Origin of the sequence: Mesorhizobium loti CJ3sym, assembly GCF_000472785.1 — a bacterium.
GTDB lineage: Bacteria > Pseudomonadota > Alphaproteobacteria > Rhizobiales > Rhizobiaceae > Mesorhizobium > Mesorhizobium loti_E.
This window is the reverse complement of record NZ_AXAL01000017.1, coordinates 42381-66897: the sequence shown is the minus strand read 5'-3', so window position 1 is coordinate 66897 and position 24517 is coordinate 42381. Positions and strand designations below refer to the sequence as shown.

Sequence of the window (24517 nt, the reverse complement as noted above, 5' to 3'; positions counted from 1 at the left end):
TGACAATGCAGAAGATCACCACTTTCCTGTGGTTCGACGGCCAGGCCGAAGAGGCGATGAACCACTACGTCGCCACCTTCAAGGACTCGAAGGTGCTGAGCGTCACGCGCTGGCCTCAGGGCCACGCCCAGGAAGGCCAAGTTCTGGTCGCTTCGTTCGAACTCGACGGTGTGCAATTCCAGGCGCTCAATGGCGGCCCGCAATACAAGTTCACCGAGGCTATGTCGCTCTCGATCGACTGCAAGACGCAAGGTGAGGTCGACCATTTCTGGAGCAAGCTCACCGAGGGCGGCGGCGAGCCTGGACCATGCGGATGGCTGAAGGACAGATTCGGCGTTTCCTGGCAGGTCGTCCCGGAGCAACTGCCGCGCCTGCTTCAGGATCCCGACCGGGCCAAGGCCGGACGGGTGATGAGCGCGATGATGCAGATGTGCAAGATCGATATCGCCAAGTTGGAGGCGGCGACGAAGGGGTGAGTGATGCGCGGTCTTCCCTTCTCCCCTTGTGGGGGAAGGTGGATCGGCGCGCAGCGCTGAGACGGACAAGGGGTGTTCCAGCGGAGTGAGGCGTTGGCGTTCCCTGGAACACTCCTCATCCGTCGCATTCGGCGACACCTTCTCCCACAAGGGGAGAAGGAAAAACTGGAGCCTACGCAGCCTTGTCGCGGACCTGGTAGTCCTTGATCGTTTCGAAGCGGATCGCTTTCCAGCGCTCGGCTTCGTAATTCAGCGAGAAGGCGTGCTGGGCTAGAAACACCGGGTCGTTGTCGAGGTCGCGGGCGATGTCGCCGCGATGCGCCTCGATGAAGCGAAGCGTCTCGGCCTTGTCGTCGGCCGAGATCCAGCGGCAGACCGAAAAGCGCGACATTTCGAACTCTACCGGCAGCGTGTATTCGAAGTTCAGCCTTTCCTTCAGCACATCGAGCTGCAGCGCGCCGACAACGCCAACTATGGCCGGTGAGCCATCCTCCGGCGAAAACAGCTGCACGACGCCTTCTTCTGCCATCTGGTGCAGCGCTTCCTTGAGCTTCTTTGCCTTCATCGCGTCGCCGAGGCGCACACGACGCAGGATTTCCGGGGCGAAATTAGGCACGCCCCTGAAAAGTATCTCCTCACCCTCGGTCAGCGTGTCGCCGATGCGCAGCGTGCCATGGTTGGGGATGCCGACGACGTCGCCGGCAAAAGCCTCGTCCGCCGTGACGCGGGTGCGGGCGAAGAAGAACTGCGGCGCCGACAGGCTCATCGGCTTTCCCGTGCGCACCAGCTTGGCCTTCATGCCGCGCTCGAGCTTGCCCGAGCAGACGCGCACGAAAGCAATGCGGTCGCGGTGATTGGGATCCATGTTCGCCTGGATCTTGAAGACGAAGGACGTCATCTTGTCTTCGGTCGCCTCGACCTTTCTGACATCGGCTTCCTGCGCGCGCGGCGGCGGACCAAAGGCGCCAAGCGCCTCGATCAGGTCGCGCACGCCGTAATTGCGCAGCGCCGAGCCGAAATAGACTGGTGTCAGATGGCCCTCGCGGAAGGCTTCTATATCAAGGGGTCTGCACGCTTCTCGCGCAAGCTCCAGTTCCTCGATGAAGGCCTCGCGCTCGTTTTCCGGCAGCAGCCCGGCGACGCGGTTGGAATCGGGACCGTTGACCGGCGTGCGTTCCTTCTCCGCGTCGCCCCTGCGCACGGCATTCAGCGCCAGATGATAGGTGCCGGCAAAATTCTTGCCGCGGCCGATCGGCCAGGTGATGGGGGCAGTATCCAACGCCAGCTTCTGCTCGATCTCGTCGAGAATCTCGAACGGGTCGCGGCTTTCGCGGTCCATCTTGTTGATGAAGGTGATGATCGGGATGTCGCGCAGCCGGCAGACTTCGAACAGTTTCAGCGTGCGAGGCTCGATGCCCTTGGCGGCGTCGATGACCATGACGGCCGAGTCGACCGCCGACAGCGTGCGATAGGTGTCGTCGGCGAAATCCTCGTGGCCGGGCGTGTCGAGCAGGTTGAAGACATTGTCCTCATATTCGAAGGTCATCACCGAGGTGACGACGGAAATGCCGCGCTCGCGCTCGATCTTCATCCAGTCGGACCGCGTCTGGATCCTGTCCTTCTTGGCCTTGACCTCGCCGGCAAGCTGGATGGCGCCGCCGAACAGCAGCAGCTTTTCGGTGAGCGTCGTCTTGCCGGCGTCGGGGTGGGCGATGATCGCGAAGGTGCGGCGGCGCGCCACTTCCTCTGGTATTGTTTCTGGCATTCTCTGGGATTTCCGTGTGACAGGCCGGGCTTCTAGCAGCGCAGTGCCGGGCTGTCGACCGGTCCGGCGGCGCGGGCGCCGCCAGTTGAACAAGCCAACCGAAGATCCAACTCAAGCGCAGGTCGACCGCGGACCGCATCAAATTGCGTATTTCTGGCGATCGATGTTGGCAAGCGGCCGCCGGGATGGCACTTGAACGATCCTCTTTCGGGAGATCATGAAGTGGAGTCGAAAGCATGACCGCGGCTAAACATGTGATCGTCATCGGCGCCGGTATCATCGGCGCGTCGATCGCCTGGCATCTAACCAAGGCCGGCGCCCAAGTCACGGTCATCGCGGATAGCCCGCTTGGCGGCGTGGCAACGCCGAACTCGTTTGCCTGGATCAACGCCAGTTGGGGCAATCCGGAGCCCTATTTCCGGCTGCGTATCCGCGCCATGGCCGAGTGGAAGCGCCTCGCGAATGATTTGCCCGGCCTGCCGGTGGCCTGGTGCGGCGGCCTGAACTGGGACCTGCCGGCGGACAGGCTCGAAGCCTACGCGGCCGAGCATTATTCATGGGGCTACGGCATCGAACGGGTTGGCCGGGAGCAGGTGGCACGTATCGAGCCCAATCTCACCGAGTTTCCCGATTTTGCCTTGCACGTCGCCGAGGAAGGTGTCGCAGAGCCCGTCGCCACCGCGACGGCGCTGCTGGCGGAAGCGGAGCGGCATGGCGCGCGCGTCCTTTCCAGCACGGTGACGGCTCTGGTCCAGACCGATGGCAGGATCACGGGTGTGGATACATCGCATGGGCTGTTTGCCGCCGATGAGGTGGTGATCGCCGCCGGCGTCGGCTCACCGGACATCGCCGCGACGGCCGGTATCAGCCTGCCGATCGAGACGCCGCCCGGGCTGATCGTCCATTCGCGGCCCTACAAGAAGCTGCTCAACGGTCTGGTGCACGCCGACAAGCTGCATATGCGCCAGACGGCCGAGGGCCGCATCATCGCCGGCTCGGATTTCGCCGGCGGCGATCCCGGCGAGAACCCGGAAGTCACGGCGCGCGACTTGTTCGCGATGGTGAAGGCAGCGTTGCGCGACGCCGAGGGGCTGGAACTCGATTTCCACACAATCGGCTACCGCCCCAATCCGATCGACGGCTTTCCGATCATCGGCCGGGCCGAAGGCATGGACGGTGTCTACGTCGCGGTCCTGCATTCCGGCATCACGCTGGCGCCGGCCGTCGGCCTGTTTGCTACAAGGGAAATCCTTGACGGCGAGCGCGACCCGCTGCTCGCACCCTATGGGTTGTCGCGCTTCGCTCAATAACCCGGCGGACGGCGAAAGCCGCCAGTGACCGGCTCGATTGCCGCCGCAATACCGAGCAGCCGCGATTCCGACCAGCGTTTGCCGACCAGTTGCAGCCCGATCGGCAGACCATCACGATCCTGTCTGCATGGCATCGAAAGTGCCGGATGGCCGCTGTAGTTGAAGACCGCGCCATAGGCCGGCAGCATCCAGTAATTCTGCTCCTTGCCGTCGACCTTGATCGGCGTACCCGGCTCGCAATGCGGAAAGGCCGCGGTCATGGCAACCGGGCAGAGCAGTGCATCATGGCGGTCGAAAAAACTATCCCAGGTGAGAATGGATCTGTCGCGGCGGGCCAGCGCCTCGAACCAGCGCGAGACTGACGTCGGCTGCTCCGGCGGTTTGGGCGGCGCGGCTTCCATCATCATACCGATCAGCGCGCCGCCTTGCGCGAGATCGTCGTGCAGATCGAGCTTCGGCAATTTCGCCTCCTCGACGACCGCACCAGCGCCTTGCAACTGCGCTGCCAGATTTTCGACGGCGGCGCTGATCTCGCCGGCCACCGGGAAGCCGGGGAAGGATGGCGCGAAAGCGATGCGCAATGTCTTGAGGTCGAGCTTCGGCATAGCCTCGACCGGTACTGGCGCGAGATCGGTGTCGTGCCCGTCCGGCCCGGCGATGATTTGATAGATCAACGCCAGATCGTCCACGCTCCGCGCCAACGGCCCAAGGCAAGACATCAGCCGCACGCTGCGCGCAGCACCGCCCGGGTTGGGGAAAGCACCGGCCAGCGAGACACGGTTCTCCGTCGGCTTCAGGCCATAGACACCGCAGAAGGCGGCGGGCAGGCGGATCGAATCCTGCATATCGGTGCCGACATCGAATGGTGTCATGCCAGTCGCCACCGCAGCTGCGGCGCCGCCACTGGAGCCTCCAGGCGTACGCTCAAGATTCCACGGATTGCGTGTACGGCCGAACAGCGGATTGTTCGATTGCCAGTCCGACAGCATGGTCGCGACATTGGTCCTGGCCATGAGCACGCCGCCCGCGGCCTTCAGCTTGGCTACGACCGGACTGTCGTGGCTGGCGAGATAGCCGGCGAAGGGCGGGAAGCCGACCGTGGTTTTCATATCTGCCGTCTCGTGCGTGTCCTTCAGCGTGAAGGGCACCCCGCGCAATGGTCCGAGGATATCCCCGCGCGCGAGTGCCATATCGGCCTTTTTGGCGCGTTCGTGCGCGCCTTCGCGATCGAGATTGACGACTGCGTTGACAGCTTTGTTGTGCCGGTCGATCTGCTCCAGAGCCGCATCCAACGCTTCGACGGCGGAGAGCTTGCGATCACGGATCGCGGCGGCGATATCCGTGGTCGAGGAAAAAGCGATATCCATGATCAAATGCTCCGCATTGCCGCGCCGTTTCGAGGCAGTTCAACATTTGAAACTCGGTCGTGCTTGATCAGAATTGCGCTGCTGCAGTGATTGAGGTTGCGCTCTACGGCGCCCCCTGTCCCGCGACGTGGCCGCAACCTTGCGATCTGGCGAATACCTACCCGACCAGCGCCAGCTTCGCTGCGGCCGGAGCAAACGGGCGAATGCTGATCCCATCCGTGGTCATGGTGACGAAGCTCGCCGGCGGGATCGCCTGCCAATCGCCGCCCTCGCGATCGAACGGCTCGGAGACGATGCAGCGGCCGCCCTTGCGCAGGATAGAGGTGTAAAGCGTCGGCGCATGCGCGTCGGTGGCGTAGCGCACCGCATGCAGCGCCTGCCCGTCGGAGAAGGCAGCGGTGAGTTTCAGCGTCGGTTCGAGGCCGGCCCGGCGCGAGGCTTCGATGACGCGGCTGGTGGCGCGTGACACAGCGCCTTGCGGATCACCGGCCAATCCCTCGTCGATCATAAGGAGAAAAAAGAGTTCCGAATCGGTGGTGCCTTCGCGCTGGTCGAAGACGGCATCGGACAGCGAATTCTCCAGCGCACGGCGGATTTTCCCGAAGCCGCCGATCTGCCCATTGTGCATGAACGACCAGCGGCCGGAGATGAAGGGATGGCAGTTCATGCGGCTGGTGGCGCCGCCGGTCGAGGCCCGCACATGGGCGAGGAACAGGCCGGATTTGATCTGCCGGCACAGGCTCTTCAGATTGGGATCGGACCAGGCCGGCAGGATGTCGCGATAGAGACCCGGTTCCGGCCGGTCGCCATACCAGGCAAGGCCAAAACCGTCGCCATTGGTCGGCGATTTCGCCTCCTGGGCGCAATGGCTCTGGGCAATCAGCGAATGGCAGGGCGCCGTCAGGATGTCTTCGAGAAAGACCGCTTCACCGAGATAGGCCGCCCACCGGCACATCGCTTTTATCGTCCTCTAGGCGCGATCCAGAAGAGCCGCAGGCTCCTTGGTCGCGTGTGTGCCTCTGTTGTGCGTCCGCTCGTAAAGCTCGCGAACGATTCGGCTGGCGGTAGTCTCAAACAGAAATGGCAAGAAAGCATGAACGAGCGCGGCACTCGCCGCCATCAGCAAGCGCGACGAGAACCAGGCGGCGAAGGCCATATGGCCGAAATAGGTTTCGCCAACCTTGGCCGGATGAGAGGTAAAAATCCTTGCGACCGACATGCTGGTCCCCTTCAGCGCTTGACGTTCCTGATATGAGTATCCTGACACGCTTCGCCGGTTCATCGGTCTCAAAATATCCTTGTATTCTGCCATTCCATGGGACAAACATCCCACATGGTGATTGAAATTGATGAAATTGACCGAAAATTGCTGAGCGAATTGCAACGGGACGGCACTTTGTCGGTCGACCAGCTGTCGGAACGGGTGGCCTTGTCGCGCAATGCCTGCTGGCGGCGCGTCAAGCGGCTGGAAGAGGATGGCGTCATCACCGGCCGGGTGGCGCTGGTCGATGCCGAAAAGCTCGGGCTTGGGCTTTCGGTGTTCATCCTGATTCGCACGTCGAACCATGATCCGGACTGGCTGCAGAAATTCCGGGCGGCGGTGACGAGCTTTCCCGAAATCACCGGCGTCTATCGGATGTCGGGCGACCTCGACTATGTCTTGCGCGCGCGCGTCGCCGACGTGAAGGCCTACGACCGGCTCTACCAACGGCTGATCGCCAAGGTGGCGCTGTCTGACGTGTCCGCCTCCTTCGTGATGGAGGAGATCAAGGAGACGACGGTGGTTCCGATGGTCAGGTCATAGTGATGCCCGAAAGAAAGCCGTTGATAGGCTTGCGGGCGAATTGACCGAATCGGCAATCGCGCCGATAGGATCGATTTTATGCGCGCAGCCCTCCAAAACTCCTCCGTCATCGGCCCGACTGTCGGCTTCGTCAGATTGCCGCACGCTGAAGGGCTTCCCCTCCCCGCCTATGAAAGCACCGGCGCCGCCGGCATGGATCTGCGCGCCGCAGTCCCGGACGACCGGCCGCTGCTGATCCTGCCTGGCAAACGCGCGCTTGTGCCGACCGGGCTGATCCTGGAAATCCCGGAAGGCATGGAAGGTCAGGTGCGGCCGCGCTCCGGCCTTGCCTTCAAGCATGGCCTTACCGTCCTGAACTCACCGGGAACGGTCGACAGCGATTATCGCGGCGAGGTCAAGGTGCTCTTGGTCAATCTCGGCGACGAGGATTTTGCGGTGACGCGCGGCATGCGCATCGCGCAGATCGTATTTGCTGTTGTGACGCAGGCTGCCGTCGAAGAGCGCAACTTGGCTGGCGGCACGGCGCGCGGCTCTGGCGGGTTCGGGTCGACCGGCACCGCCTGATGCAAATCCCCAAACTTGTTATTTTCGACTGCGACGGCATCCTCGTCGACACTGAGAATCTTGCCAACCGGCGCCTCGCCGAATGGCTGAGCGCTGCCGGCTATGCGACCAGCTTCGAATATTGCCGCAAGAATTTCTCCGGCCGCAGCATGCTCTCGGTGCAAAAGGAGATCGAAGCGCAGACCGAGGTGCGGCTCGGCGCCGATTTCGTCGATCGCTGGAACGCCGGCCTGCCGGATCTGTTTGCGCATGGGGTCGAGGCGATCCCCTATGTCCGCGAGTTCATCGAGGCGGTCCGCGCGGCCGGCATCCCCTATTGCGTCGCCACTTCGGCCAGGGTGTCGAAAATGCACATCACGCTTGGCCAGACAGGGCTCTTGCCGCTGTTCGAACATGCGATGTTTTCCGCGACCATGGTCGGGCGCGGCAAGCCGTTCCCCGACCTGTTCCTGCATGCGGCCAAGACCATGGGTTTTGCGCCCGCCGACTGCATCGTCATCGAGGACAGCGTCGCCGGCACGCAAGCGGGAATAGCGGCCGGCATGCGGGTGTTTTCCTATCATGGCGACCCCTATTCCGACCGCGATGGCCTGATTGAGGCTGGCGGCATCCTGTTCGACGACATGCGCGAACTGGCCGGGCTGGTGCCGATCCACTGATTTGATATCCGTCACGCGGTGCGCCTCGATTGTCCATGCCAGTGGTCGAAATCAGACGTTTGGTACCCGGTGTGGCGCTCCCCCAGCGATCGGGATCGCCGCGCGTCGAGGTTTCGCCGACAAGCGAACCTGACGAAGTTCCGATGAGGATGGTGAGCTGCCGTTGCCTGACGTACACTTCATCCCTGAATTCGCGAGCAGAGGGCTTGAAGCGAACGATGATGGACGATACCGCACTCTGGCGCCTGATGAAGGCAATCGCATCGGCTGACAGCGCGGCGGTGCACGGCTTGCTGACTGCCTTTCCTGCCCTCGCCAACGCGGCCCTGAATGAAGGCGCGGCGGGGGCTGCGGCGACGGATCACTTTCTGACCGAGATCAAGCACTACGTTTATACTGGCGACACCGCGCTCCACGTCGCAGCGGCGGCCCATCGGCCTGAGATCGCGCGAGAGCTGGTCAGCCTTGGCGCAGACGTCACCGCGCGAAACCGCCGGGGCGCGAGGCCACTCCACTATGCGGCTGACGGAATTCCGGGGGAGCCCCGATGGAATCCAGCCTCCCAGTCCGCGACCATCGCCTTGCTGATCGCATCAGGAGCCGATCCGAACGCCATCGACCGAAGCGGCGTCACGCCTTTGCATCGCGCCGTTAGAACCCGGAGTGCGGCAGCGGTGAGCGCACTCCTTGATGGCGGTGCCGATGCGTTGCGCAAGAACGGGAACGGTTCGACGCCAATGATCCTTGCGACGCGGCAGACCGGCCGTGGCGGCAGTGGCTCGCCAGAGGCGAAAATGCAGCAGGCGGAGATCCTCCGGCTGCTTGAGCGCTACCGCGCGACGCCGTAGACGCAACGCCTTGCCTCCGACTAATCTTTGGAATGTCCGGAATGGATCGCGAACTGCCCATAGCGCCGCTATCCATGAGCCGGTGGGATTGCCCGTTCAGCGCGATACCAAGCGTCTGATCTTACACAATCACTTGGCACCGCCAACTTGAGGCCACGCATGAAATCCACCCGCCTCATCCTCGCCCTGCTGCTGCTGCCATTGCTGTGGGGCACGGCTGGCGCTGAAGACGCCGCCAATCCAGACCTCGGCAAATCCATCGTTGGCCACGCCGACACCACCTATGCCGATCTTGTCCGGATGTTCATCCCGGATTTGACGGCGAAGGATGATTATTTTGTCGGCTCCTCGCCGATCAAGATACGACACATCGCCGGTCCCGACAATGACACCTCGCCGCCGGAAGCATCGAGCGTTTTCAGCGCCGGCGTGCTTGCCATAAAGGCCGGCGGCAAGGACCGGTTGGCCATGCTGGTCGATCTCGGCGAGTCACCGGACAGCGCCGAGGGCTATGCCGTGCTGGCGCTTTATGATCTCACCGGCAAACCGAAACTGCTCGATGCGGTCAATGTGGCGACCGACCGCTTCACCTTCTTTCGCAACCCCGGCAAACTCTCCCTGGGCGCAGACGACGATGCCTTGATGGCCTCCAGCACGCATTTCAATTCGAACCAGGGTTACCTGTCGACGCCGGTCATTCTGGTGCGTAGCGACCGTTTCGAACTGATCGACATCATCTACACGCTCGACGAAAATGTCTGTTCCTACAAACGCTCGCAGAACCTGGCTTTCCAGTCGCTGAGCGACGGCCAACCCTATGCGGCGATCAAGGCCACCATAACCGACAAGACCGAGCCGAACGAAGAGGATTGCGGCGAAACGCCCCCACAAGCCGCCTCCAACGACATTTCAGTTACCTATCGCTGGGACAAAACGGCGGCACACTATGTCGCGGATTCCGACGCTTTCGAAAAATTGGCAGCAGAGAACGCGAAGCGATTCTGAACCAGCCGCATTCGTTTGCCCGACCGAAGCACGCGCGATAGAGTTCGTTCACAACTCTGCTGGGGGAGCATTCATGGGCAAAGGCAAGATCTTTCGCGAGCTGCATGCATCGACCTTCGTCATGCCCAATCCCTGGGATCCGGGCACGACCAAGCTGCTTGGCTCCTTCGGCTTCAAGGCGCTGGCGACGACGAGCGCCGGCTTTGCCTTTTCGCGCGGCCTGCCGGACGGCGCGGTGACCTTCGAGCAGATGATCCATCATTGCCGCGAGGTGACGGCGGCGACCAGCCTGCCGGTCTCGGCCGATCTCGAGAAGGGCAAGGGCGACAGCGCCGAGCAGGCAGCTGAAACCATCTTCGCGGCGGAAGCGGCCGGCCTTGCCGGCTGTTCGATCGAGGACCACACAGGCGATCCCGACAAGCCGATCTATGATTTTGCGCATGCGGTCGAGCGCGTGGCCGCGGCGGTGGAGGCAGCACGCGCCCTGAAGCGGGATTTCGTGTTCACCGCGCGGGCCGAGAATTTTCTGTGGGGCAAGTCCGACCTCGACGACACCATCAAGCGGCTGCAGGCCTTCGAAAAGGCGGGCGCCGACGTGCTCTATGCGCCGGGTATCGGTGACGTCGAGATGATCCGCACGCTTTGTTCGGCGGTCAGCAAGCCGGTCAATGTCATGGCAAAACCCGGCTTCACCATCGCCGATCTCGCCATGGCCGGCGTGAAGCGCATTTCGCTAGGGCCATGGCTGACCAATTTCGCCTATGGCATGCTGGAGACAGCGGCGCGCGAGATCCAGCAGGACGGCACGTTCGGCTTCACCCGCGCCGCCATGCCGTTCAGCAAGCTACAGGCGCTGTACAGCAAGCCTGTCGCATGACGCTGACCGTCGTCGACATGCATACGGGCGGCGAACCGCTCAGGATCGTCACATCAGGCTATCCCGCCATCCCGAAGGGCACCATCCTGGAAAAGCGCGCCTATGTGCGCGACCATCTCGATCATCTCAGAAGAATCCTGATGTTCGAGCCGCGCGGCCATTACGACATGTATGGCGCCCTGCTGATCGAGCCGGACCTGCCCGGCGCCGACCTTGCCGTGCTGTTCATGCACAATGAGGGCTATTCGACCATGTGCGGCCACGCCATCGTCGCGCTCGGCCGCTATGCCATCGATGAAGGGCTGGTGGCGAAACAGGAACCTGTCACGACTGTCAACATCGAGGCGCCATGCGGTCTCGTGGTCGCCTCGGTCGAGGTCAGGGACGGCAAGGCCGGTGCAGTGTCGTTCGAAAGCGTGCCGGCCTTCCTTTTCGCTCGTGACCAACAGATCGAGCTGACAGGCTATGGCAACATCAGTTTCGACGTCGCCTATGGCGGCGCCTTCTACGCACTGGCCGATTGCCACCAGTTCGGCCTCGAATTCGGCCGCAGCCGCGTGCGCGATTTCGTCGACGCGGCGACCGCCTTGACGGACAGGCTGAAAGCCGATTTCCGCCTGTCGCATCCCGATCATGCCGATCTTGCCTTTCTCTATGGGACCATTTTGACCGACGGAAAGGATGCCTTTTGCGGCGAGGAGACCAAAAACATCTGCGTCTTCGCCGAGGCGGAAGTCGACCGCTCGCCGACCGGTTCCGGTGTCACCGCGCGGCTGGCGGCCATGCATGCCAAGGGCGAGATCGGCATCGGGCAGACGCGTACCTTCGAGAGCATCGCCGGCTCGCGCTTCTCCGGCGCCGTGGCGAGCACAGCGCAGGCCGGCCAGCACGAGGCGATCATCGCCCGCGTTGGCGGCCGGGCCTATTATTCCGGGCGGGCGGAATTCATTGTCGAACCCGACGACGAACTGGGGCGCGGCTTCCTGTTGCGCTGAACCGGGTTTAAGCCCGCGAAGGGCGCTCCCGCGCCGAAATCGCCTTATGCAGATGCACCATCATCGCGGCGGCGAACAACGGCGTCACCAGATTGAGCAGCGGCACGGCGAGGACGGCCGCGATGACCAGCCCGGCGAGAAACACCGTGCCGGCATACTGCCTGCGCAAGGCCCTGGCCTCTTCCTCGGAGCGAAAGCGCATGGCGGCGAACTCGAAGAACTCGCGCCCGAGCAGATAGCCATTGACGATGAAGAAGGCGGCGATGTTGACGCCCGGCACCAGCAGAAGCAGAAGCGCCACGATATTGCCCAGGATGACGACGCCGAAGAATTTTACCGCCAGCACCAGCGAGCGCAATGCCGGCATGGCGCGTCCGGCCGGGTCGCCGGGATAGTCGGTGCGCTCGACCACTTCGGCGACATCGTCGAGGAACAGGCCGGCGATCACGGCCGTCACCGGCGCGATGAGCAACGCCATGCCGAAGGCGAGCGCTATGGCCGCGATGATGCCACCAAGCCAGCCGGCCCAGGACGGCATGCCCGGCAGCAATGCCTGGAGCCACGGCAGCGCCAGCCACTCGCCCAGACTTGTCAGGCCGAACCATAAGGCGACCAGCGCCAGTACGGTCAGGCCAAGCGTCTTGATGAACACGGCACGAAACGGCGGCGAAAGCAGCTCCAGGGCCGCATTGCGGGCAGCGTCGAAAATCACGGTGCTTCACCCCCAGGTCAGCGCCGCCGGAGGCGGGATGCTCCCGAGATAGGCAGCGTAGGTCGCGAGCACAAGCGCGTATCGCTACTTAGCGAAAGCTGGCTTTCTAACAGGGATGGTCATGGCCGCGACGCCGACCACGACAAAGGCCATACCCAGCCATACAGCTGGCCCGAGGCTTTCACCGAGAAAGATGGCTCCAATGCCGACACCGATCGGCACGCGCAGATAGGCCTGCGACGTCGTGCCGACAGAGCCCAGCGTGTGGATGAGGCGGAAATAGATGACGAAGGCCAGCGCCGTTGAGAGGATCGACAGGCCGAGCAGGGCTAGGATCGATGCCATGGACGGTGTGAGCGTCCAGGGTTGGTCGACGACCAGGCTGAGTGGGACCAGAATGACGGCACCGCATAGCATCGAGCCTGCGGCCGGCAGCATCGGATCGAGGCCCTTGAAGCCACGACCGAAGATCGCGGCAGCGGCGTAACAGATCGTTGCCACGACGATGGCAATCTGCGCCCACAATTCGTGACCGAGACCACCCAGCGCCTCGGTGCCGACGATGAAACAGATGCCGGCAATGCCGGCGCCGACACCGATCAGCTTTCGCACCGTGACCGGCTCATGTCGGGTGATGAGCGCGGTGAAGACGAAGGTGAAGATCGGCGAGGTGGAATTGAGGATGGTGGCGAGGCCGGCATCGACCGAGCGCTCGGCGGCCGCGATCAGCGTGAACGGTATCACGCTGTTGAGGCAGGCCTGGAAGGCGAAGCGGCGCCAGGTGGCCGCATCGCGCGGCATGGAGAGCCCGCGCCAGCGGATGATGGCGAACAGGATGCCGCCAGCGATCAAGGTGCGGGCGGCGATGAAGGTGACCGGCGGGATTGTCTCGACGCCGATCTTGATGAAGGTGTAGGAAGCGCCCCACAGCACCGCCAGCACGCCGAGCAACGCCAGGTCCGTGGTCGTATCGTTTTTTGCCGACATGGATGTTGCCTTCGGTGCGATCGGGCTCGTTGTAGGCAACGCCGCGAAGAAATGCTTCGTCCACGGTCGAATTGTCGTAGCGCCTGGTTTTTATGCGCACCGGCCATCGCCACCACGCCGGCAACGACAGAAAATCGGTTGCCAATTTTCGGGGTCATGCTGTAGACCCGCGCGGGCGTGGCAGGAAGCCGGCTCTCTCTTTGTACGCAATTCCTGTGGGAAAACCGCTAAGCACTTTTGCTGGAATTGCTCTAGGTTTTTGGTGGAGACATTGATGCCGGATTATGACGTGCTTTGCATCGGCAATGCCATTGTCGACATCATCGCCCAATGCGAGGAGGATTTCCTCGAGACCAACGGCATCATCAAGGGCGCGATGAACCTCATCGACACCCAGCGCGCCGAGCTGCTCTATAGCCGCATGGGTCCGGCGATCGAAGCCTCTGGCGGCAGCGCCGGCAACACGGCGGCCGGCGTCGCCTCCTTCGGCGGCCGCGCCGCCTTCTTCGGCAAGGTTTCCAACGATGCGCTGGGCGAAATCTACGCGCACGACATCCATGCCCAGGGCGTTGCCTTCGACACCAAACCGCTCAAGGGCGAGCCGCCGACGGCGCGCTCGATGATCTTCGTCACCCCTGATGGCGAACGCTCGATGAACACCTATCTCGGCGCCTGCGTCGAGCTCGGCCCCGAGGATGTCGAGGCCGACAAGGCCTCGGGCGCCAAGGTCACCTATTTCGAAGGCTATCTATGGGACCCGCCGCGCGCCAAGGAGGCGATCCGGCAGACGGCCAGGCTGGCGCACGCGGCCGGCCGCGAAGTGTCGATGACATTGTCGGATTCGTTCTGCGTCGACCGCTACCGCGACGAGTTCCTCGAGCTGATGCGTTCGGGCACCGTCGACATCGTCTTTGCCAACAGCCACGAGATCAAGTCGCTCTACCAGACATCGTCGTTTGACGAGGCGCTGGCCAGGATTCGCAAGGACTGCAAGATCGCCGCCGTCACCCGCTCGGAAAAAGGCTCGGTCATCGTGCGCGGCGACGAGACCGTGGTCATCCAGGCCACCACCATCAGGGAACTGGTCGACACCACGGGCGCCGGCGACCTCTACGCCGCCGGTTTCCTGCACGGCTACACGCAAGGCCGCGACCTCAAGACCTGCGGCGACCTTGGCTCGCTGGCGGCCGGCCTGGTGATCCAGCAGATCGGCCCAAGGCCAAGGCAGAATTTGCGACGCGAGGCCGAACTGGCTGGATTGCTGTAGGGACAACTGCCGATCTCCCTCCTTGTGGGGGTTGAGGAGTGGTCCGCGAAGCGGGCGGAAAGCCAATTGCTTGGCTTTCCGAACGACGAACGCCGGCAGGCCAGAGGGCGGCGCTGTCCCGCCGGCATTTCCAATGTTTACTTCACAGGGCGCGACGCCCGCCGAGAGCGTGGGGCACGGCGCAAGCATTGCTACGCAGCGATCCTTCGCGCCCCCCTCTGCCCTGCCGGGCATCTCCCCCACGAGGGGGGAGATCGGCAACTTCACCGTCGCGTGATTGTCATATATCGCTCCTACACGAAAACGAGAGCGTCCCGTGACTGACATTTCGGGGCGCTCGCAGTCAGATGGGGTGTTGAAAGATGCAAGACAGCAAGCTGTCGGGCGGACGTATTCGTTCGCGCCGCGATTTCCGTTTTCCGCGCTAGAAATTCAGCAATCGGCCGCAGCCGAGGGAGCAGCGCGCGCGGCCAGAAGACAGATGCATGAGCAGATTTCAGACCACCGGTCTCGGACAGGACGACTTCGCGGAGATGGTCGCCGAGGATGTCGAGCGCGCACTTGCCCGCCATGACGAGGCTATAAAGCAATCCACGGTGGTCTCGCTCGGCAAGATCGCCGCCGGCATAGCTTCCGCCGTAACCTTGCTGTCGCCCAAGCATCAGCGCGCCATCGACGCCATCCATGCCGACCTTCCCGGCCTTGCCTCGAAATTCGTGCGTGCACTGGCGGCGGAAGCCGCGCGCCGCAGTGAAGCCGGCACCGCCGGAAATCCACCGACAGTATTGCGGGCCAACGAGACGCCTACCTCGCAGTCCGACGACCTCGAATCGATGCTGATCGAGGACTGGGCCGGCCGCGTCGCCGGCTCGACTTATCTGGAAGAGAATTTGCATATTGCCCGCTCGACCCTGCATCGCTGGCAAAGGCGAAACAATGTCATCGCCTTGCGCAAGGGTGGCCGCAAGCACGTCTTCCCGCTGGCGCAGTTCGTCGACGGCAGGCCAGTGGCGGGCATCAGCGACGTGCTGTCGCTGATCGGCAATCCGAGGCTCGCCTGGCTCTGGCTGACACGGCCTGCGGCGCAACTCGACGGCCGCATTCCGATCGACCTGCTGCGGGCGGACCAGATCGACGACGTTGTGGAAGCGGCAAGGGTGTTCGCGCCGGGCTGAAGCCGGCACTGTCGGATATCGGAGTCGACGTTAAATTCGCACCGATAGCTCTACGCGGTCTTGCGAAGGTGAGGCCCGGACGATGGCTGTTGCGGCGTCATTTCGCTGGCGGTGACCAGGCGGTTGCGACCGCTCTTCTTGCCGATGTACATCAGCCGGTCGGCGAGTGCGATCAGCGCTTCGGAATCGCCGGCTTCCGCCGGATACATGGCCACGCCAACGGTGCAGCCGACCTGGATGGCGCCATTGGGCGTCGGAACCTTGATCCGCAACCTTTCCAGGATGCGTTCGGCGACACGCACGGCCTTCAGCTGTGCCAGATCTGTGTCGGCCGAGAACAGGAAGGCGAACTCGTCGCCGCCAAGCCGGGCGACGAAATCGGCGCTGCGCAGGATCGAGCGAAGCTGGCTCGACACGCGCTGCAGCAGCCCATCGCCGGCCTCGTGGCCGAGCGTATCGTTGACTTCCTTGAACCGGTCGAGGTCGATGAACAGAAGACCGGCCGCCTCACCGGTGGCGCCGCAGCGGGCAACCACTGATTTGAGCTCGTTGTGGAAGGCACGCCTGTTGGGCAGGTCTGTCAAGGCATCGTGGTTGGCCGAATGGTCGCTCTGCTGCTTCGCCACTTCGATCTCGCGCTTTTGCGCGGACAATTCCTCGTTAGCTGTCTTCAAATCCAGAAGCAGCTGGGCGTTGAGATCCTCGACGACCTTGCGGTCGCTGATGTCGACGACGAAGCCTTCCAGAAATTCGAGTTCGCCGGCATCATCCCAGACACCGCCGCCGATCTCGCGGACCCAGAGCGGTTCACCGACCTGCGGCACGATACGGTAGTCGACATTCCAGTTGCAGCGCGCCTCGAGCGCGGCGTCGACTGCGGCATAGACCGAGGGCAAGTCATCCGGGTGGATAGCTGAGACATAGTCGCGCACCGCATTGTGGATGAAATCGCTCGGCCGATAACCGCTGACGGTGAAAATGCCGTCGCTTATATAGAGCATGGTGTAGGACGCGTCGTTGCGGCAACGGTAGAGATAACCATCCATGCGGCCGGTGATGCTGAGCAAAGCATCCAATCGCTCGTCGTGGTAGGCTCGCTCGCCGACCACGGATAGAGAAACTCCGTCATGCTTCATGGCCGCACCCCCATTTGGCGGTCTGAGCGCGCCGTGGATGCCGTTACGGCATGCGGCAAGAGCTTCCCTATATCAGCTGAATCTTATCAAGATGTTATGGGTGGGGGTCCGGCGGAGTTTTGAGCGCCGCGCGTTCGAAGAGCTAGATCGTTGGCTTCCGCCCTCTCCAGGACCGCTCGTCACGTCCCCGCCGTATAAGCCGCGATCGCCGCCATGTTGACGATATCGCTGTCCTTGGCATTCAGCGACACGATCTGCACCGGCTTGTTCAAGCCGACCAGCAGCGGGCCGATGACGGTCGAGCCGCCGAGCTCCTGCAGCATCTTGGTCGAGATCGAGGCTGAGTGGAACGCCGGCATGATCAGCACATTGGCCGGGCCGGTGAGTCGAATAAACGGGTATTGCGCCATGGCGCGGGCATTGAGCGCGACGTCGGCCGCCATTTCGCCGTCATATTCGAAATCGACGCGGCGCTTGTCGAGGATGCGCACGGCTTCCTGGACGCGCTCGGAGCGTTCGCCCTGCGGATGGCCGAAGGTGGAATAGGCGAGCATGGCGAGCCTCGGCTCATAGCCCATGCGGCGGGCAAAGCCTGCCGCCTCCTCGGCGATGTCGGCGATCTGCTCGGCATTTGGCATGTCGTGCACGGCGGTGTCGGCGACGAGGACCGTTTTACCCCGCGCGAGCACGATCGAGACGCCGATGACGCGGTGGCCCGGCTTGGCGTCGATGACGCGGCGGATGTCGTCCAGCGCTGTCGAATAGTTGCGGGTGACGCCGGTGACGATGCCGTCGGCATCGCCCAGCGCCACCATGCAGGCAGCAAAATGGTTGCGGTCGTTGTTGATCAGCCGCTGGCAGTCGCGAAACAGGAAGCCTTTGCGCTGCATGCGCTCGTAGAGATAGTCGGTGTAGATGCCGTTGCGGCGCGACAGCCTTGCATTGATGATCTCGATGCCTTGCTTGTTCAGGTCGATGCCGGCGTGCTTGGCGTTTTCCTTGATGACATCGTCACGGCCAAGCAGGATGGCGGTGCCGAGCCGCTGGTTCACATAGGAGACGGCGGCGCGCATCACCTGCTCCTCCTCGCCCTCGGCGAAGACGATACGCTTGGGTTGGCGGCGCACGCGGTCGTAGATGCGCTGCAAGGTGGAGGCGATCGGGTCGCGGCGGGCCGAGAGTTCCTGCGCATAGCGATCGAGGTCGAGGATCGGCTTTTGGGCAACCCCCGAATCCATTGCCGCCTTGGCCACCGCAAGGGGGATAGCCGAGATCAGGCGCGGGTCGAACGGCACCGGGATGATGTAGTTGGGGCCGAATTTCGGCCGGTTGCCCTGATAGGCGGCAGCGACATCGTCGGGCACGTCCTCGCGCGCCAGCGCGGCCAGGGCTCGGGCGGCGGCGATCTTCATGTCATCGTTGATGGTCGTGGCCCGCACATCCAGCGCGCCACGGAAGATGTAGGGGAAGCCGAGAACGTTGTTGACCTGATTGGGATAGTCGGACCGGCCCGTGGCCATGATGGCGTCGGTGCGGATTTCGGCCACTTCCTCCGGCGTGATTTCGGGGTCGGGATTGGCCATGGCGAAGATGATCGGGTTCTTGGCCATCGACTGCACCATAGCGGTGGTCAGCGCGCCCTTGGCCGAGAGGCCGAGAAAGACGTCGGCGCCGTCGAGCGCCTCGGCAAGGCTGCGCGACTCTGTCTTGGCGGCATGCGCCGACTTCCACTGATTCATGCCTTCGGTGCGGCCCTGGAAGACCACGCCCTTGGTGTCGCACAGGATGATGTTTTCGGGCGCGAAGCCCATAGCCTTCATCAGCTCGATGCAGGCGATGCCGGCGGCACCGGCGCCATTGCACACCATTTTCGTGGTCTTCATGTCGCGGCCGGTGATTTCCAGCGCGTTGATCAGGCCGGCGGCCGAGATGATGGCAGTGCCATGCTGGTCGTCGTGGAAGACTGGGATGTCCATCAGTTCGCGCAAGCGCTGCTCGATGATGAAGCATTCCGGAGCCTTGATGTCCTCGAGATTGATCCCGCCGAAGGAAGGGCCGAGGAAGCGCACGCAATTGATGAACTCGTCCGCATCTTCGGTGTCGACCTCGAGGTCGATGGAATCGACATCGGCGAAACGCTTGAACAGCACCGCCTTGCCTTCCATCACCGGCTTCGAGGCCAGCGCGCCGAGATTGCCGAGGCCGAGGATGGCGGTGCCATTGGAAATGACGGCGACCATGTTGCCGCGCGTCGTGTAGTCGAAGGCGCGGCTGGGATCCTCGGCGATTGCCAGAACCGGTACCGCGACACCAGGCGAATAGGCGAGGCTGAGGTCGCGCTGCGTCGCCATCGGCTTGGTGGCAACGACCTCCAGCTTGCCGGGGCGGCCCATGGCGTGGAATTCGAGCGCCTCCTGCGCGCTGACGGACGGACCGCTGTTTTCGGTTTTCCTGGCCATGATGCTTTTGATTTCCTCGCCGGTGCAGCACCTCGTTGAAGCGGGTGCTTTGTTTCGCTCCGAATTAAGACCACGCGCCGCCCCGTGTAAACCGCCAAGCTGGGCAAAGCTGCGTCAAAGCCGACACGTTCGGTCAGGAACCATGCTGCGCTGACTTGAATGCCGCGATCTCACGCGCATGCTCGCGCAGCGTCGCCCAGCGCATCAAGGTTCCAGCACCCTGAAATGGCCATTGCGAGAAGGGCGGGTCGCTGCTGCCCAGGCGCTGCTTCAGTGCCGACAGATAGGCCGTCAGGTCCAGCCGCCCGGCCCGCACCTTTTCCAGCGTACGCTCGCGGATTTCCTCACGCGGGATGGCGCGGTCCCGGAGCCGCTCGACCGCGCGCCTGATGGCTGCCGGTTCCGGCTCGACGATCATGCAATAGTCCGGGTCGAAAAAGACGTCCCGGCCGCCGAGGCTTGGCGTACTAACGATCGGCAGACCGGCGAGCAGATATTCCATGGAGGCATACATCGCCCCCTCCTCGGCCGACAGGCAAAGTCCGACGGCGGCCTGGTTGTAGACGCGATTGACTTCGGGCGTGGTCAGCTTGGCGGTCATGCCGTCGACGATCGGGTTGGCGATGTGGTGCAGCGGTGATTGCGCCTGCAGGCGGCGGATAAAGGCGCGGGCACCGGCTGGTGACACCTCGCCGATCGAAAAGGTGATATGAACCAGCCTTTCAATGTCGAGCGCTAGATAATGGCGCTTGGTGTGCGAAATGCGGCCATTATGGACGGCATCGAATACGGCCGGCACGTCCGGCAGCGGGCGGAACATGTCTTCCGGGACCATGAGATTGTGGTTGGAAACAATCGCGGTGCCGCCGGCCGCGGCGACAAGGCGGCGCTCCTCTTCGGTATTGCAAAGGAAAATCAGCTCGTGAAGCGGGAAGCGCTCGCGGTACCAGGCTAGATCCGCGCCCATCCTTCCGACCACATGCGGCCGCTCCAATGTCCAGTTCGGCGACAGCAGCAAGGTCGCGCGCCGCTTGGCCAGGCGCCGGCCGATGGCGGCGACGGTCGAGAGCGGGCGGGCGCCACCGATCGGCGTGTAGAGTATCAGCGGATCGTGGCTGACCGCATAAACCGAAACGACCATGCCCCCATCGACATCCCGCAACGGACCATGGATCGGAAGAAGGAAAGGTATGCGCTTGGCGGCCGAAAGCCGGGCCTTGCCAAGAACCTTGGCCGCGCGCCGTACGAGGTCCAGCCGCTCGAAGGGCGAACGGACTGCACCGATCATCTCCTCGAATGCTTCCTGGCCAAACCTGTCCATCTGCCAATGCCTTGTCCGCAGCGATGATTAGGTGCGACTTCACCTCGTTGCAAGGCTGGTGAACCCATCAAACGATGGTGGCGGCAACGCAGTCGTCCCCTGCTTTTCGAGGCGCCGGCATTAAACCCTGCCATCACATCTGCTAGCGTGTCGGCATGAACATGCACATTTCCAACGAGCCGGACGCCCCTGAGGCCATGACGCCGTTGCCGGCCGCCACTGCCGGCGCCACGCCAATGATCGAGCAGTTCATCGAGATCAAGGCAGCGAACCCGGATTCTCTGCTGTTTTATCGCATGGGTGATTTCTACGAGCTGTTCTTCGACGATGCCGAGAAGGCAAGCCGGGCGCTGGGCATCGTCTTGACCAAGCGCGGCAAGTACCAGGGCCACGATATCCCGATGTGCGGCGTGCCGGTGCATGCGGCCGACGATTATCTGCAGAAGCTGATCGGCCAGGGGTTCCGCGTCGCCGTCTGCGAGCAGATCGAGGATCCGGCCGAGGCGAAGAAGCGCGGCGGCAAATCCGTCGTGCGCCGCGACGTGGTGCGGCTGGTGACGCCGGGCACCATCACCGAAGACAAATTGCTGGCGCCGTCGGAATCGAGCTTCCTGATGGCGCTGGGGCGGGTGAAAGGCGGCAGCGACCACAGCTTTGCAATTGCCTGGATCGATATCTCGACCGGCGCGTTCCGTGTTGCCGAGACCACCGCCGACCGGCTGCTGGCCGACATCTTCCGCGTTGACCCACGCGAGCTGATCGTCGCCGAGCCGGTGTTTCATGATCCCGAGCTGAAGCCGGTGTTCGACGTGCTTGGCCGCGTCGCCAGCCCGCAGCCGCCGAGCCTGTTCGATTCGGCCTCGGCCACCGGGCGCATCGCGCGTTTCTTCGACGTGGCGACGCCCGACAGTTTCGGGGCGTTTTCGCGCGCCGAACTGTCGGCGATCTCGGGCGCCATCGCCTATGTCGAGAAGACGCAGAAGGCAGAGCGGCCGCCTTTGTCGCGGCCAGAGCGCGAGGAGCAGGGATCGACCTTGTTCATCGACCCGGCGACGCGCGGCAATCTGGAACTTTTGCGCACATTGTCCGGCAGCCGCGAGGGTTCGCTGTTCAAGGCGATCGACCGCACGGTGACCGGCGGCGGCGCAAGGCTGCTAGCCGACCGGCTGATGGCGCCGCTGACCGACCCGGCGGCGATCGGCGCCAGGCTGGATTCGGTGTCGTTTTTCCGGTCCGAAACCCGGCTGTGCCAAGCGGTAAGGGCGAGCCTGAAGAGCGTCGCCGACATGCCGCGCGCACTATCGAGACTGGCGCTCAACCGTGGCGGCCCGCGCGATCTTGGTGCGCTGCGCGCCGGTTTCGAGGCCGCCGGCGCGATCGCCGAAATCTTTGCCGCGACCGCTTTGCCCCAGGAATTGACGGCATCGCTAGACGCTATTCAGACACTGCCCCAGGCGCTTGCCCGGCATCTGATGCAGGCGCTGGGCGAGGAACAGCCGCTGCTCAAGCGCGACGGCGGCTTCGTGCGTGGCGGCTACCACCCGGAACTCGATGAGATGCGGGCGCTGCGCGACGAATCGCGGAAGGTGATCGCCGGGCTGGAGCGCTCGCTGATCGAGGAGACCGGCATCCGCTCGCTGAAGATCCGGCACAACAATGTGCTCGGCTATTATATCGAGGTGACCGCCAACCATCATGCGATCATGACCGGCAGCGACGGCGCCAAGGCCCGCTTCATCCATCGCCAGACCATGGCCAATGCCATGCGCTTCACCACGACCGAGCTTGCCGAACTCGAAACCAAGATCGCCAATGCCGCCGACCGGGCACTGAGCATCGAACTGGCCGCCTTCGATGCGCTGACTGTGGAGGCGGTCGGCGAGGCGGAAAAAATCCGCGCCGGCGCCGATGCGCTTGCGGTGATCGACGTGTCGGCGGCACTCGCGCTTCTGTCGGAAAGCGAGGCCTGGTGCCGGCCGGTGGTGGATTCCAGCCTGGCCTTCGAAATTTCCGGCGGCCGGCATCCGGTGGTCGAGCAGGCGCTGCGCCGCTCCGGCGAAGGCCCGTTCGTCGCCAATAACTGCGACCTGTCGCCGGAGGGCAGCGCCAAGAACGGCGCCATCTGGCTGCTGACCGGCCCCAATATGGGTGGTAAGTCGACCTTCCTGCGCCAGAACGCGCTGATCGCCATCCTGGCCCAGACCGGCTCCTTCGTGCCGGCAACGTCAGCTCATATCGGCGTCGTCGACCGGCTGTTCTCGCGCGTCGGCGCCTCCGACGATCTGGCGCGCGGCCGCTCGACCTTCATGGTCGAGATGGTCGAGACGGCGGCGATCCTCAACCAGGCCGGCGAACGCGCGCTCGTCATCCTCGACGAGATCGGCCGCGGCACCGCGACTTTCGACGGCCTGTCGATTGCCTGGGCGGCAGTCGAATATCTGCACGAGAAGAACCGCTGCCGCGCGATCTTCGCCACCCACTTCCACGAAATGACCTCGCTCGCCGGCAAGCTGGCGCGGCTGCACAACGTCACCATGCGGGTCAAGGAATGGGAAAACGACGTCGTCTTCCTGCATGAGGTCGGCAAGGGCGCGGCCGACCGCTCTTATGGCGTGCAGGTGGCGCGACTGGCCGGCCTGCCGGAAGCCGTGGTCGACCGCGCAAAGCAGGTACTGCACCAGTTGGAGGAAGGCGAGGTTTCCGGCAAGACCAATCGACTGGTCGACGACCTGCCGCTGTTTTCAGTGGCGGTGAAGCGCGAGGCAGCGAAGCCGGTGAAAAGCGACGCGCTGGGCGCGGCACTCGGCGACATCAATCCCGATGAGATGACGCCACGGGAAGCGCTGGAGGCGCTGTACCGGCTGAAGGGGCTGGCCGGGAAGTAATCAGATCATCTCCAGCCCACGCTTGCGCGTCGGTGCCGGGAACGCGCGGTCGAGATCGGCGAGATCCTGCTGCGTAAGCTTGATGTCGAGCGCGGCAAAATTCTGACGCACATGCTCCTGGCTGCTGGCCTTGGGAATGGCGATGACGCCGTCCTGATGTATCACCCAGGCCAAGGCAATTTGTGCAGGGGTGGCATTGTGGCGGGCGGCGACAGCGTCGAGCCGGCTGTTGCGCGCCAGCGCGCCCTGCTCGACCGGTGAATAAGCCATCAAGGGAATGCCGCGCTGCCGGCTCCAGGGGGCGAGATCGAACTCGAGGCCGCGCCGGATGAGATTGTAGAGCACCTGGTTAGTCTGGACGTTGCCGCCGTTGGCAACGCCGACCAGCCCTTCCATCTCATCGGTGTCAAAATTGCTGACGCCCCAATGGCGGATCTTGCCGGCCTTTTTCAGCGCCTCGAAAGCCTCGACGGTCTCCGCCAACGGCACGCTGCCCGGCCAATGCAAGAGGTAAAGGTCGATGCGGTCGGTGCGCAGCCGCTTGAGGCTGTTTTCGCAGGCGCGCTGCACACCGGCGCGCGAAGCGTTTGACGGCAGCACTTTCGAGACCAAAAAAGTCTCGTCGCGGCGCCCGGCGATGGCTTCGGCCACCACCTCCTCGGCGCCGCCGCTGGCATACATTTCGGCGGTGTCGATCAGCGTGATGCCAAGGTCGAGGCCGAGCTTTAGAGCGTTCACTTCACCGGCCCGGCGGCGCGAATCCTCGCCCATCTTCCACGTGCCCTGGCCGAGCACGGCAATGGCTTCGCCTTGGGGTAGCGTGGTGGTTCTGATGGTCGATGGCATGGCAGGCTCCGTTTGAGGCGGGATCGCATCACAGGGCGGGCGGGAAATCCAGAGATATC

At 63.5% G+C, this 24517-nt stretch carries 22 protein-coding genes, 1 tRNA gene and 1 pseudogene; 13 read left to right on the top strand and 11 right to left on the bottom strand.

The features are described from left to right. The first annotated feature begins 5 nt into the window (after positions 1-5). Positions 6-476 (top strand): VOC family protein, encoded by a 471-nt coding sequence (locus A3A9_RS0122860; protein WP_027060858.1) that lies wholly within the window; start codon positions 6-8, stop codon positions 474-476. A gap of 172 nt (positions 477-648) precedes the next feature. On the opposite strand, the gene A3A9_RS0122855 is transcribed toward A3A9_RS0122860, so the two are convergent. Next, positions 649-2241, bottom strand: coding sequence for a peptide chain release factor 3 (locus A3A9_RS0122855; RefSeq protein WP_027060857.1), 1593 nt, complete (start codon positions 2239-2241; stop codon positions 649-651). A 236-nt stretch (positions 2242-2477) separates the two neighbouring features. Here A3A9_RS0122855 and A3A9_RS0122850 point away from each other — a divergent pair, with 236 nt between their 5' ends. Further along, positions 2478-3551, top strand: coding sequence for an NAD(P)/FAD-dependent oxidoreductase (locus A3A9_RS0122850; protein WP_027060856.1), 1074 nt, complete (start codon positions 2478-2480; stop codon positions 3549-3551). Here A3A9_RS0122850 and A3A9_RS0122845 read toward each other — a convergent pair. Then, positions 3545-4918: an amidase gene (locus A3A9_RS0122845; protein WP_027060855.1), complete on the bottom strand. Its 1374-nt coding sequence runs from the start codon at positions 4916-4918 to the stop codon at positions 3545-3547. The genes A3A9_RS0122850 and A3A9_RS0122845 overlap by 7 nt on opposite strands. A 157-nt stretch (positions 4919-5075) precedes the next feature. Beyond that, a complete protein-coding gene (locus tag A3A9_RS45290) occupies positions 5076-5282 on the bottom strand; it encodes a hypothetical protein (RefSeq protein WP_202596404.1) in 207 nt (68 codons plus the stop codon). Between A3A9_RS45290 and A3A9_RS44185 the strand changes: the two genes are divergently transcribed. Then, a tRNA-OTHER gene (locus A3A9_RS44185) sits at positions 5263-5353 on the top strand. The genes A3A9_RS45290 and A3A9_RS44185 overlap by 20 nt on opposite strands. Here A3A9_RS44185 and A3A9_RS46505 read toward each other — a convergent pair. Together A3A9_RS46505 and A3A9_RS0122835 are read right to left on the bottom strand one after the other, a co-directional pair. Next, positions 5337-5873 (bottom strand): annotated as a pseudogene (locus tag A3A9_RS46505) (class II glutamine amidotransferase); the annotation flags it as partial. The gene A3A9_RS44185 and the pseudogene A3A9_RS46505 overlap by 17 nt on opposite strands. Before the next feature lie 15 nt (positions 5874-5888). Beyond that, a complete protein-coding gene (locus A3A9_RS0122835) occupies positions 5889-6137 on the bottom strand; it encodes a DUF6356 family protein (RefSeq protein ID WP_027060853.1) in 249 nt (82 codons plus the stop codon). Between the two features lie 114 nt (positions 6138-6251). Here A3A9_RS0122835 and A3A9_RS0122830 point away from each other — a divergent pair, with 114 nt between their 5' ends. From A3A9_RS0122830 to A3A9_RS0122800, 7 genes are all read left to right on the top strand, one after another. Further along, positions 6252-6722 (top strand): Lrp/AsnC family transcriptional regulator, encoded by a 471-nt coding sequence (locus A3A9_RS0122830; protein WP_033838740.1) that lies wholly within the window; start codon positions 6252-6254, stop codon positions 6720-6722. Between the two features lie 78 nt (positions 6723-6800). After that, entirely contained in the window at positions 6801-7286 is a 486-nt protein-coding gene (gene dut, locus A3A9_RS0122825; protein WP_027060851.1) for a dUTP diphosphatase, read from the top strand. Continuing rightward, a complete protein-coding gene (locus A3A9_RS0122820) occupies positions 7286-7945 on the top strand; it encodes an HAD family hydrolase (protein ID WP_027060850.1) in 660 nt (219 codons plus the stop codon). Before dut ends, A3A9_RS0122820 begins: the two co-directional genes overlap by 1 nt. Positions 7946-8088: 143 nt before the next feature. Further along, the gene (locus A3A9_RS0122815; protein WP_161634530.1) at positions 8089-8793 is read left to right on the top strand and encodes an ankyrin repeat domain-containing protein; all 705 of its coding nucleotides are present in this window, start codon (positions 8089-8091) and stop codon (positions 8791-8793) included. A gap of 159 nt (positions 8794-8952) precedes the next feature. Further along, positions 8953-9798, top strand: a complete 846-nt coding sequence (locus tag A3A9_RS0122810) for a hypothetical protein (protein ID WP_027060848.1) — start codon at positions 8953-8955, stop codon at positions 9796-9798. Positions 9799-9871: 73 nt separating this feature from the next. Further along, complete coding sequence (locus A3A9_RS0122805) at positions 9872-10675, top strand: isocitrate lyase/PEP mutase family protein (protein WP_027060847.1); 804 nt, start codon at positions 9872-9874, stop codon at positions 10673-10675. Further along, positions 10672-11670 carry a proline racemase family protein gene (locus A3A9_RS0122800; protein WP_027060846.1) on the top strand — a complete coding sequence of 333 codons (999 nt, stop codon included), beginning with the start codon at positions 10672-10674 and terminating at the stop codon, positions 11668-11670. Before A3A9_RS0122805 ends, A3A9_RS0122800 begins: the two co-directional genes overlap by 4 nt. A 7-nt stretch (positions 11671-11677) precedes the next feature. Here A3A9_RS0122800 and A3A9_RS0122795 read toward each other — a convergent pair whose 3' ends face one another. Together A3A9_RS0122795 and A3A9_RS0122790 are read right to left on the bottom strand one after the other, a co-directional pair. Further along, positions 11678-12382, bottom strand: coding sequence for a sulfate transporter family protein (locus A3A9_RS0122795; protein WP_027060845.1), 705 nt, complete (start codon positions 12380-12382; stop codon positions 11678-11680). A gap of 84 nt (positions 12383-12466) precedes the next feature. Next, positions 12467-13369 carry a DMT family transporter gene (locus tag A3A9_RS0122790; protein ID WP_027060844.1) on the bottom strand — a complete coding sequence of 301 codons (903 nt, stop codon included), beginning with the start codon at positions 13367-13369 and terminating at the stop codon, positions 12467-12469. A gap of 274 nt (positions 13370-13643) precedes the next feature. On the opposite strand from A3A9_RS0122790, the gene A3A9_RS0122785 reads away from it, so the two are divergent. Continuing rightward, a complete protein-coding gene (locus A3A9_RS0122785) occupies positions 13644-14636 on the top strand; it encodes an adenosine kinase (RefSeq protein ID WP_027060843.1) in 993 nt (330 codons plus the stop codon). 485 nt (positions 14637-15121) lie between these two features. Next, positions 15122-15811, top strand: coding sequence for an antitoxin Xre/MbcA/ParS toxin-binding domain-containing protein (locus A3A9_RS0122775; protein WP_027060842.1), 690 nt, complete (start codon positions 15122-15124; stop codon positions 15809-15811). A gap of 50 nt (positions 15812-15861) precedes the next feature. Here the strand turns inward: A3A9_RS0122775 and A3A9_RS0122770 are convergent, their stop codons facing one another. The 3 genes from A3A9_RS0122770 to A3A9_RS0122760 all read right to left on the bottom strand — a co-directional run bounded on the left by A3A9_RS0122770 (position 15862) and on the right by A3A9_RS0122760 (position 20727). Continuing rightward, on the bottom strand, positions 15862-16947 hold the full coding sequence (locus A3A9_RS0122770; RefSeq protein ID WP_027060841.1) for a GGDEF domain-containing protein: 1086 nt from the start codon (positions 16945-16947) through the stop codon (positions 15862-15864). A gap of 179 nt (positions 16948-17126) precedes the next feature. Next, positions 17127-19406, bottom strand: coding sequence for an NADP-dependent malic enzyme (locus tag A3A9_RS0122765; protein WP_027060840.1), 2280 nt, complete (start codon positions 19404-19406; stop codon positions 17127-17129). Between the two features lie 133 nt (positions 19407-19539). Then, a complete protein-coding gene (locus tag A3A9_RS0122760) occupies positions 19540-20727 on the bottom strand; it encodes a glycosyltransferase (protein WP_027060839.1) in 1188 nt (395 codons plus the stop codon). Between the two features lie 155 nt (positions 20728-20882). On the opposite strand from A3A9_RS0122760, the gene mutS reads away from it, so the two are divergent. Next, positions 20883-23612 (top strand): DNA mismatch repair protein MutS, encoded by a 2730-nt coding sequence (mutS, locus tag A3A9_RS0122755; protein WP_027060838.1) that lies wholly within the window; start codon positions 20883-20885, stop codon positions 23610-23612. On the opposite strand, the gene A3A9_RS0122750 is transcribed toward mutS, so the two are convergent. Continuing rightward, complete coding sequence (locus A3A9_RS0122750) at positions 23613-24458, bottom strand: aldo/keto reductase (RefSeq protein ID WP_027060837.1); 846 nt, start codon at positions 24456-24458, stop codon at positions 23613-23615. It abuts the gene before it with no gap. Positions 24459-24517 lie beyond the last annotated feature (59 nt).

Bases quoted from the DNA above. Each gene is read 5' to 3' on its own strand.
- A3A9_RS0122845 (WP_027060855.1), bottom strand. From the start codon at position 4,918: ATGGATATCGCTTTTTCCTCGACCACGGATATCGCCGCCGCGATCCGT.
- A3A9_RS0122810 (WP_027060848.1), top strand. From the start codon at position 8,953: ATGAAATCCACCCGCCTCATCCTCGCCCTGCTGCTGCTGCCATTGCTG.
- A3A9_RS0122775 (WP_027060842.1), top strand. From the start codon at position 15,122: ATGAGCAGATTTCAGACCACCGGTCTCGGACAGGACGACTTCGCGGAG.
- A3A9_RS0122835 (WP_027060853.1), bottom strand. From the start codon at position 6,137: ATGTCGGTCGCAAGGATTTTTACCTCTCATCCGGCCAAGGTTGGCGAA.
- A3A9_RS0122800 (WP_027060846.1), top strand. From the start codon at position 10,672: ATGACGCTGACCGTCGTCGACATGCATACGGGCGGCGAACCGCTCAGG.
- A3A9_RS0122785 (WP_027060843.1), top strand. From the start codon at position 13,644: ATGCCGGATTATGACGTGCTTTGCATCGGCAATGCCATTGTCGACATC.
- A3A9_RS0122850 (WP_027060856.1), top strand. From the start codon at position 2,478: ATGACCGCGGCTAAACATGTGATCGTCATCGGCGCCGGTATCATCGGC.
- A3A9_RS0122750 (WP_027060837.1), bottom strand. From the start codon at position 24,458: ATGCCATCGACCATCAGAACCACCACGCTACCCCAAGGCGAAGCCATT.
- mutS (WP_027060838.1), top strand. From the start codon at position 20,883: ATGAACATGCACATTTCCAACGAGCCGGACGCCCCTGAGGCCATGACG.
- A3A9_RS0122855 (WP_027060857.1), bottom strand. From the start codon at position 2,241: ATGCCAGAAACAATACCAGAGGAAGTGGCGCGCCGCCGCACCTTCGCG.
- A3A9_RS0122770 (WP_027060841.1), bottom strand. From the start codon at position 16,947: ATGAAGCATGACGGAGTTTCTCTATCCGTGGTCGGCGAGCGAGCCTAC.
- A3A9_RS0122765 (WP_027060840.1), bottom strand. From the start codon at position 19,406: ATGGCCAGGAAAACCGAAAACAGCGGTCCGTCCGTCAGCGCGCAGGAG.
- A3A9_RS0122805 (WP_027060847.1), top strand. From the start codon at position 9,872: ATGGGCAAAGGCAAGATCTTTCGCGAGCTGCATGCATCGACCTTCGTC.
- A3A9_RS0122830 (WP_033838740.1), top strand. From the start codon at position 6,252: ATGGTGATTGAAATTGATGAAATTGACCGAAAATTGCTGAGCGAATTG.
- A3A9_RS0122760 (WP_027060839.1), bottom strand. From the start codon at position 20,727: ATGGACAGGTTTGGCCAGGAAGCATTCGAGGAGATGATCGGTGCAGTC.
- dut (WP_027060851.1), top strand. From the start codon at position 6,801: ATGCGCGCAGCCCTCCAAAACTCCTCCGTCATCGGCCCGACTGTCGGC.
- A3A9_RS0122820 (WP_027060850.1), top strand. From the start codon at position 7,286: ATGCAAATCCCCAAACTTGTTATTTTCGACTGCGACGGCATCCTCGTC.
- A3A9_RS0122860 (WP_027060858.1), top strand. From the start codon at position 6: ATGCAGAAGATCACCACTTTCCTGTGGTTCGACGGCCAGGCCGAAGAG.
- A3A9_RS0122815 (WP_161634530.1), top strand. From the start codon at position 8,089: ATGAGGATGGTGAGCTGCCGTTGCCTGACGTACACTTCATCCCTGAAT.
- A3A9_RS0122790 (WP_027060844.1), bottom strand. From the start codon at position 13,369: ATGTCGGCAAAAAACGATACGACCACGGACCTGGCGTTGCTCGGCGTG.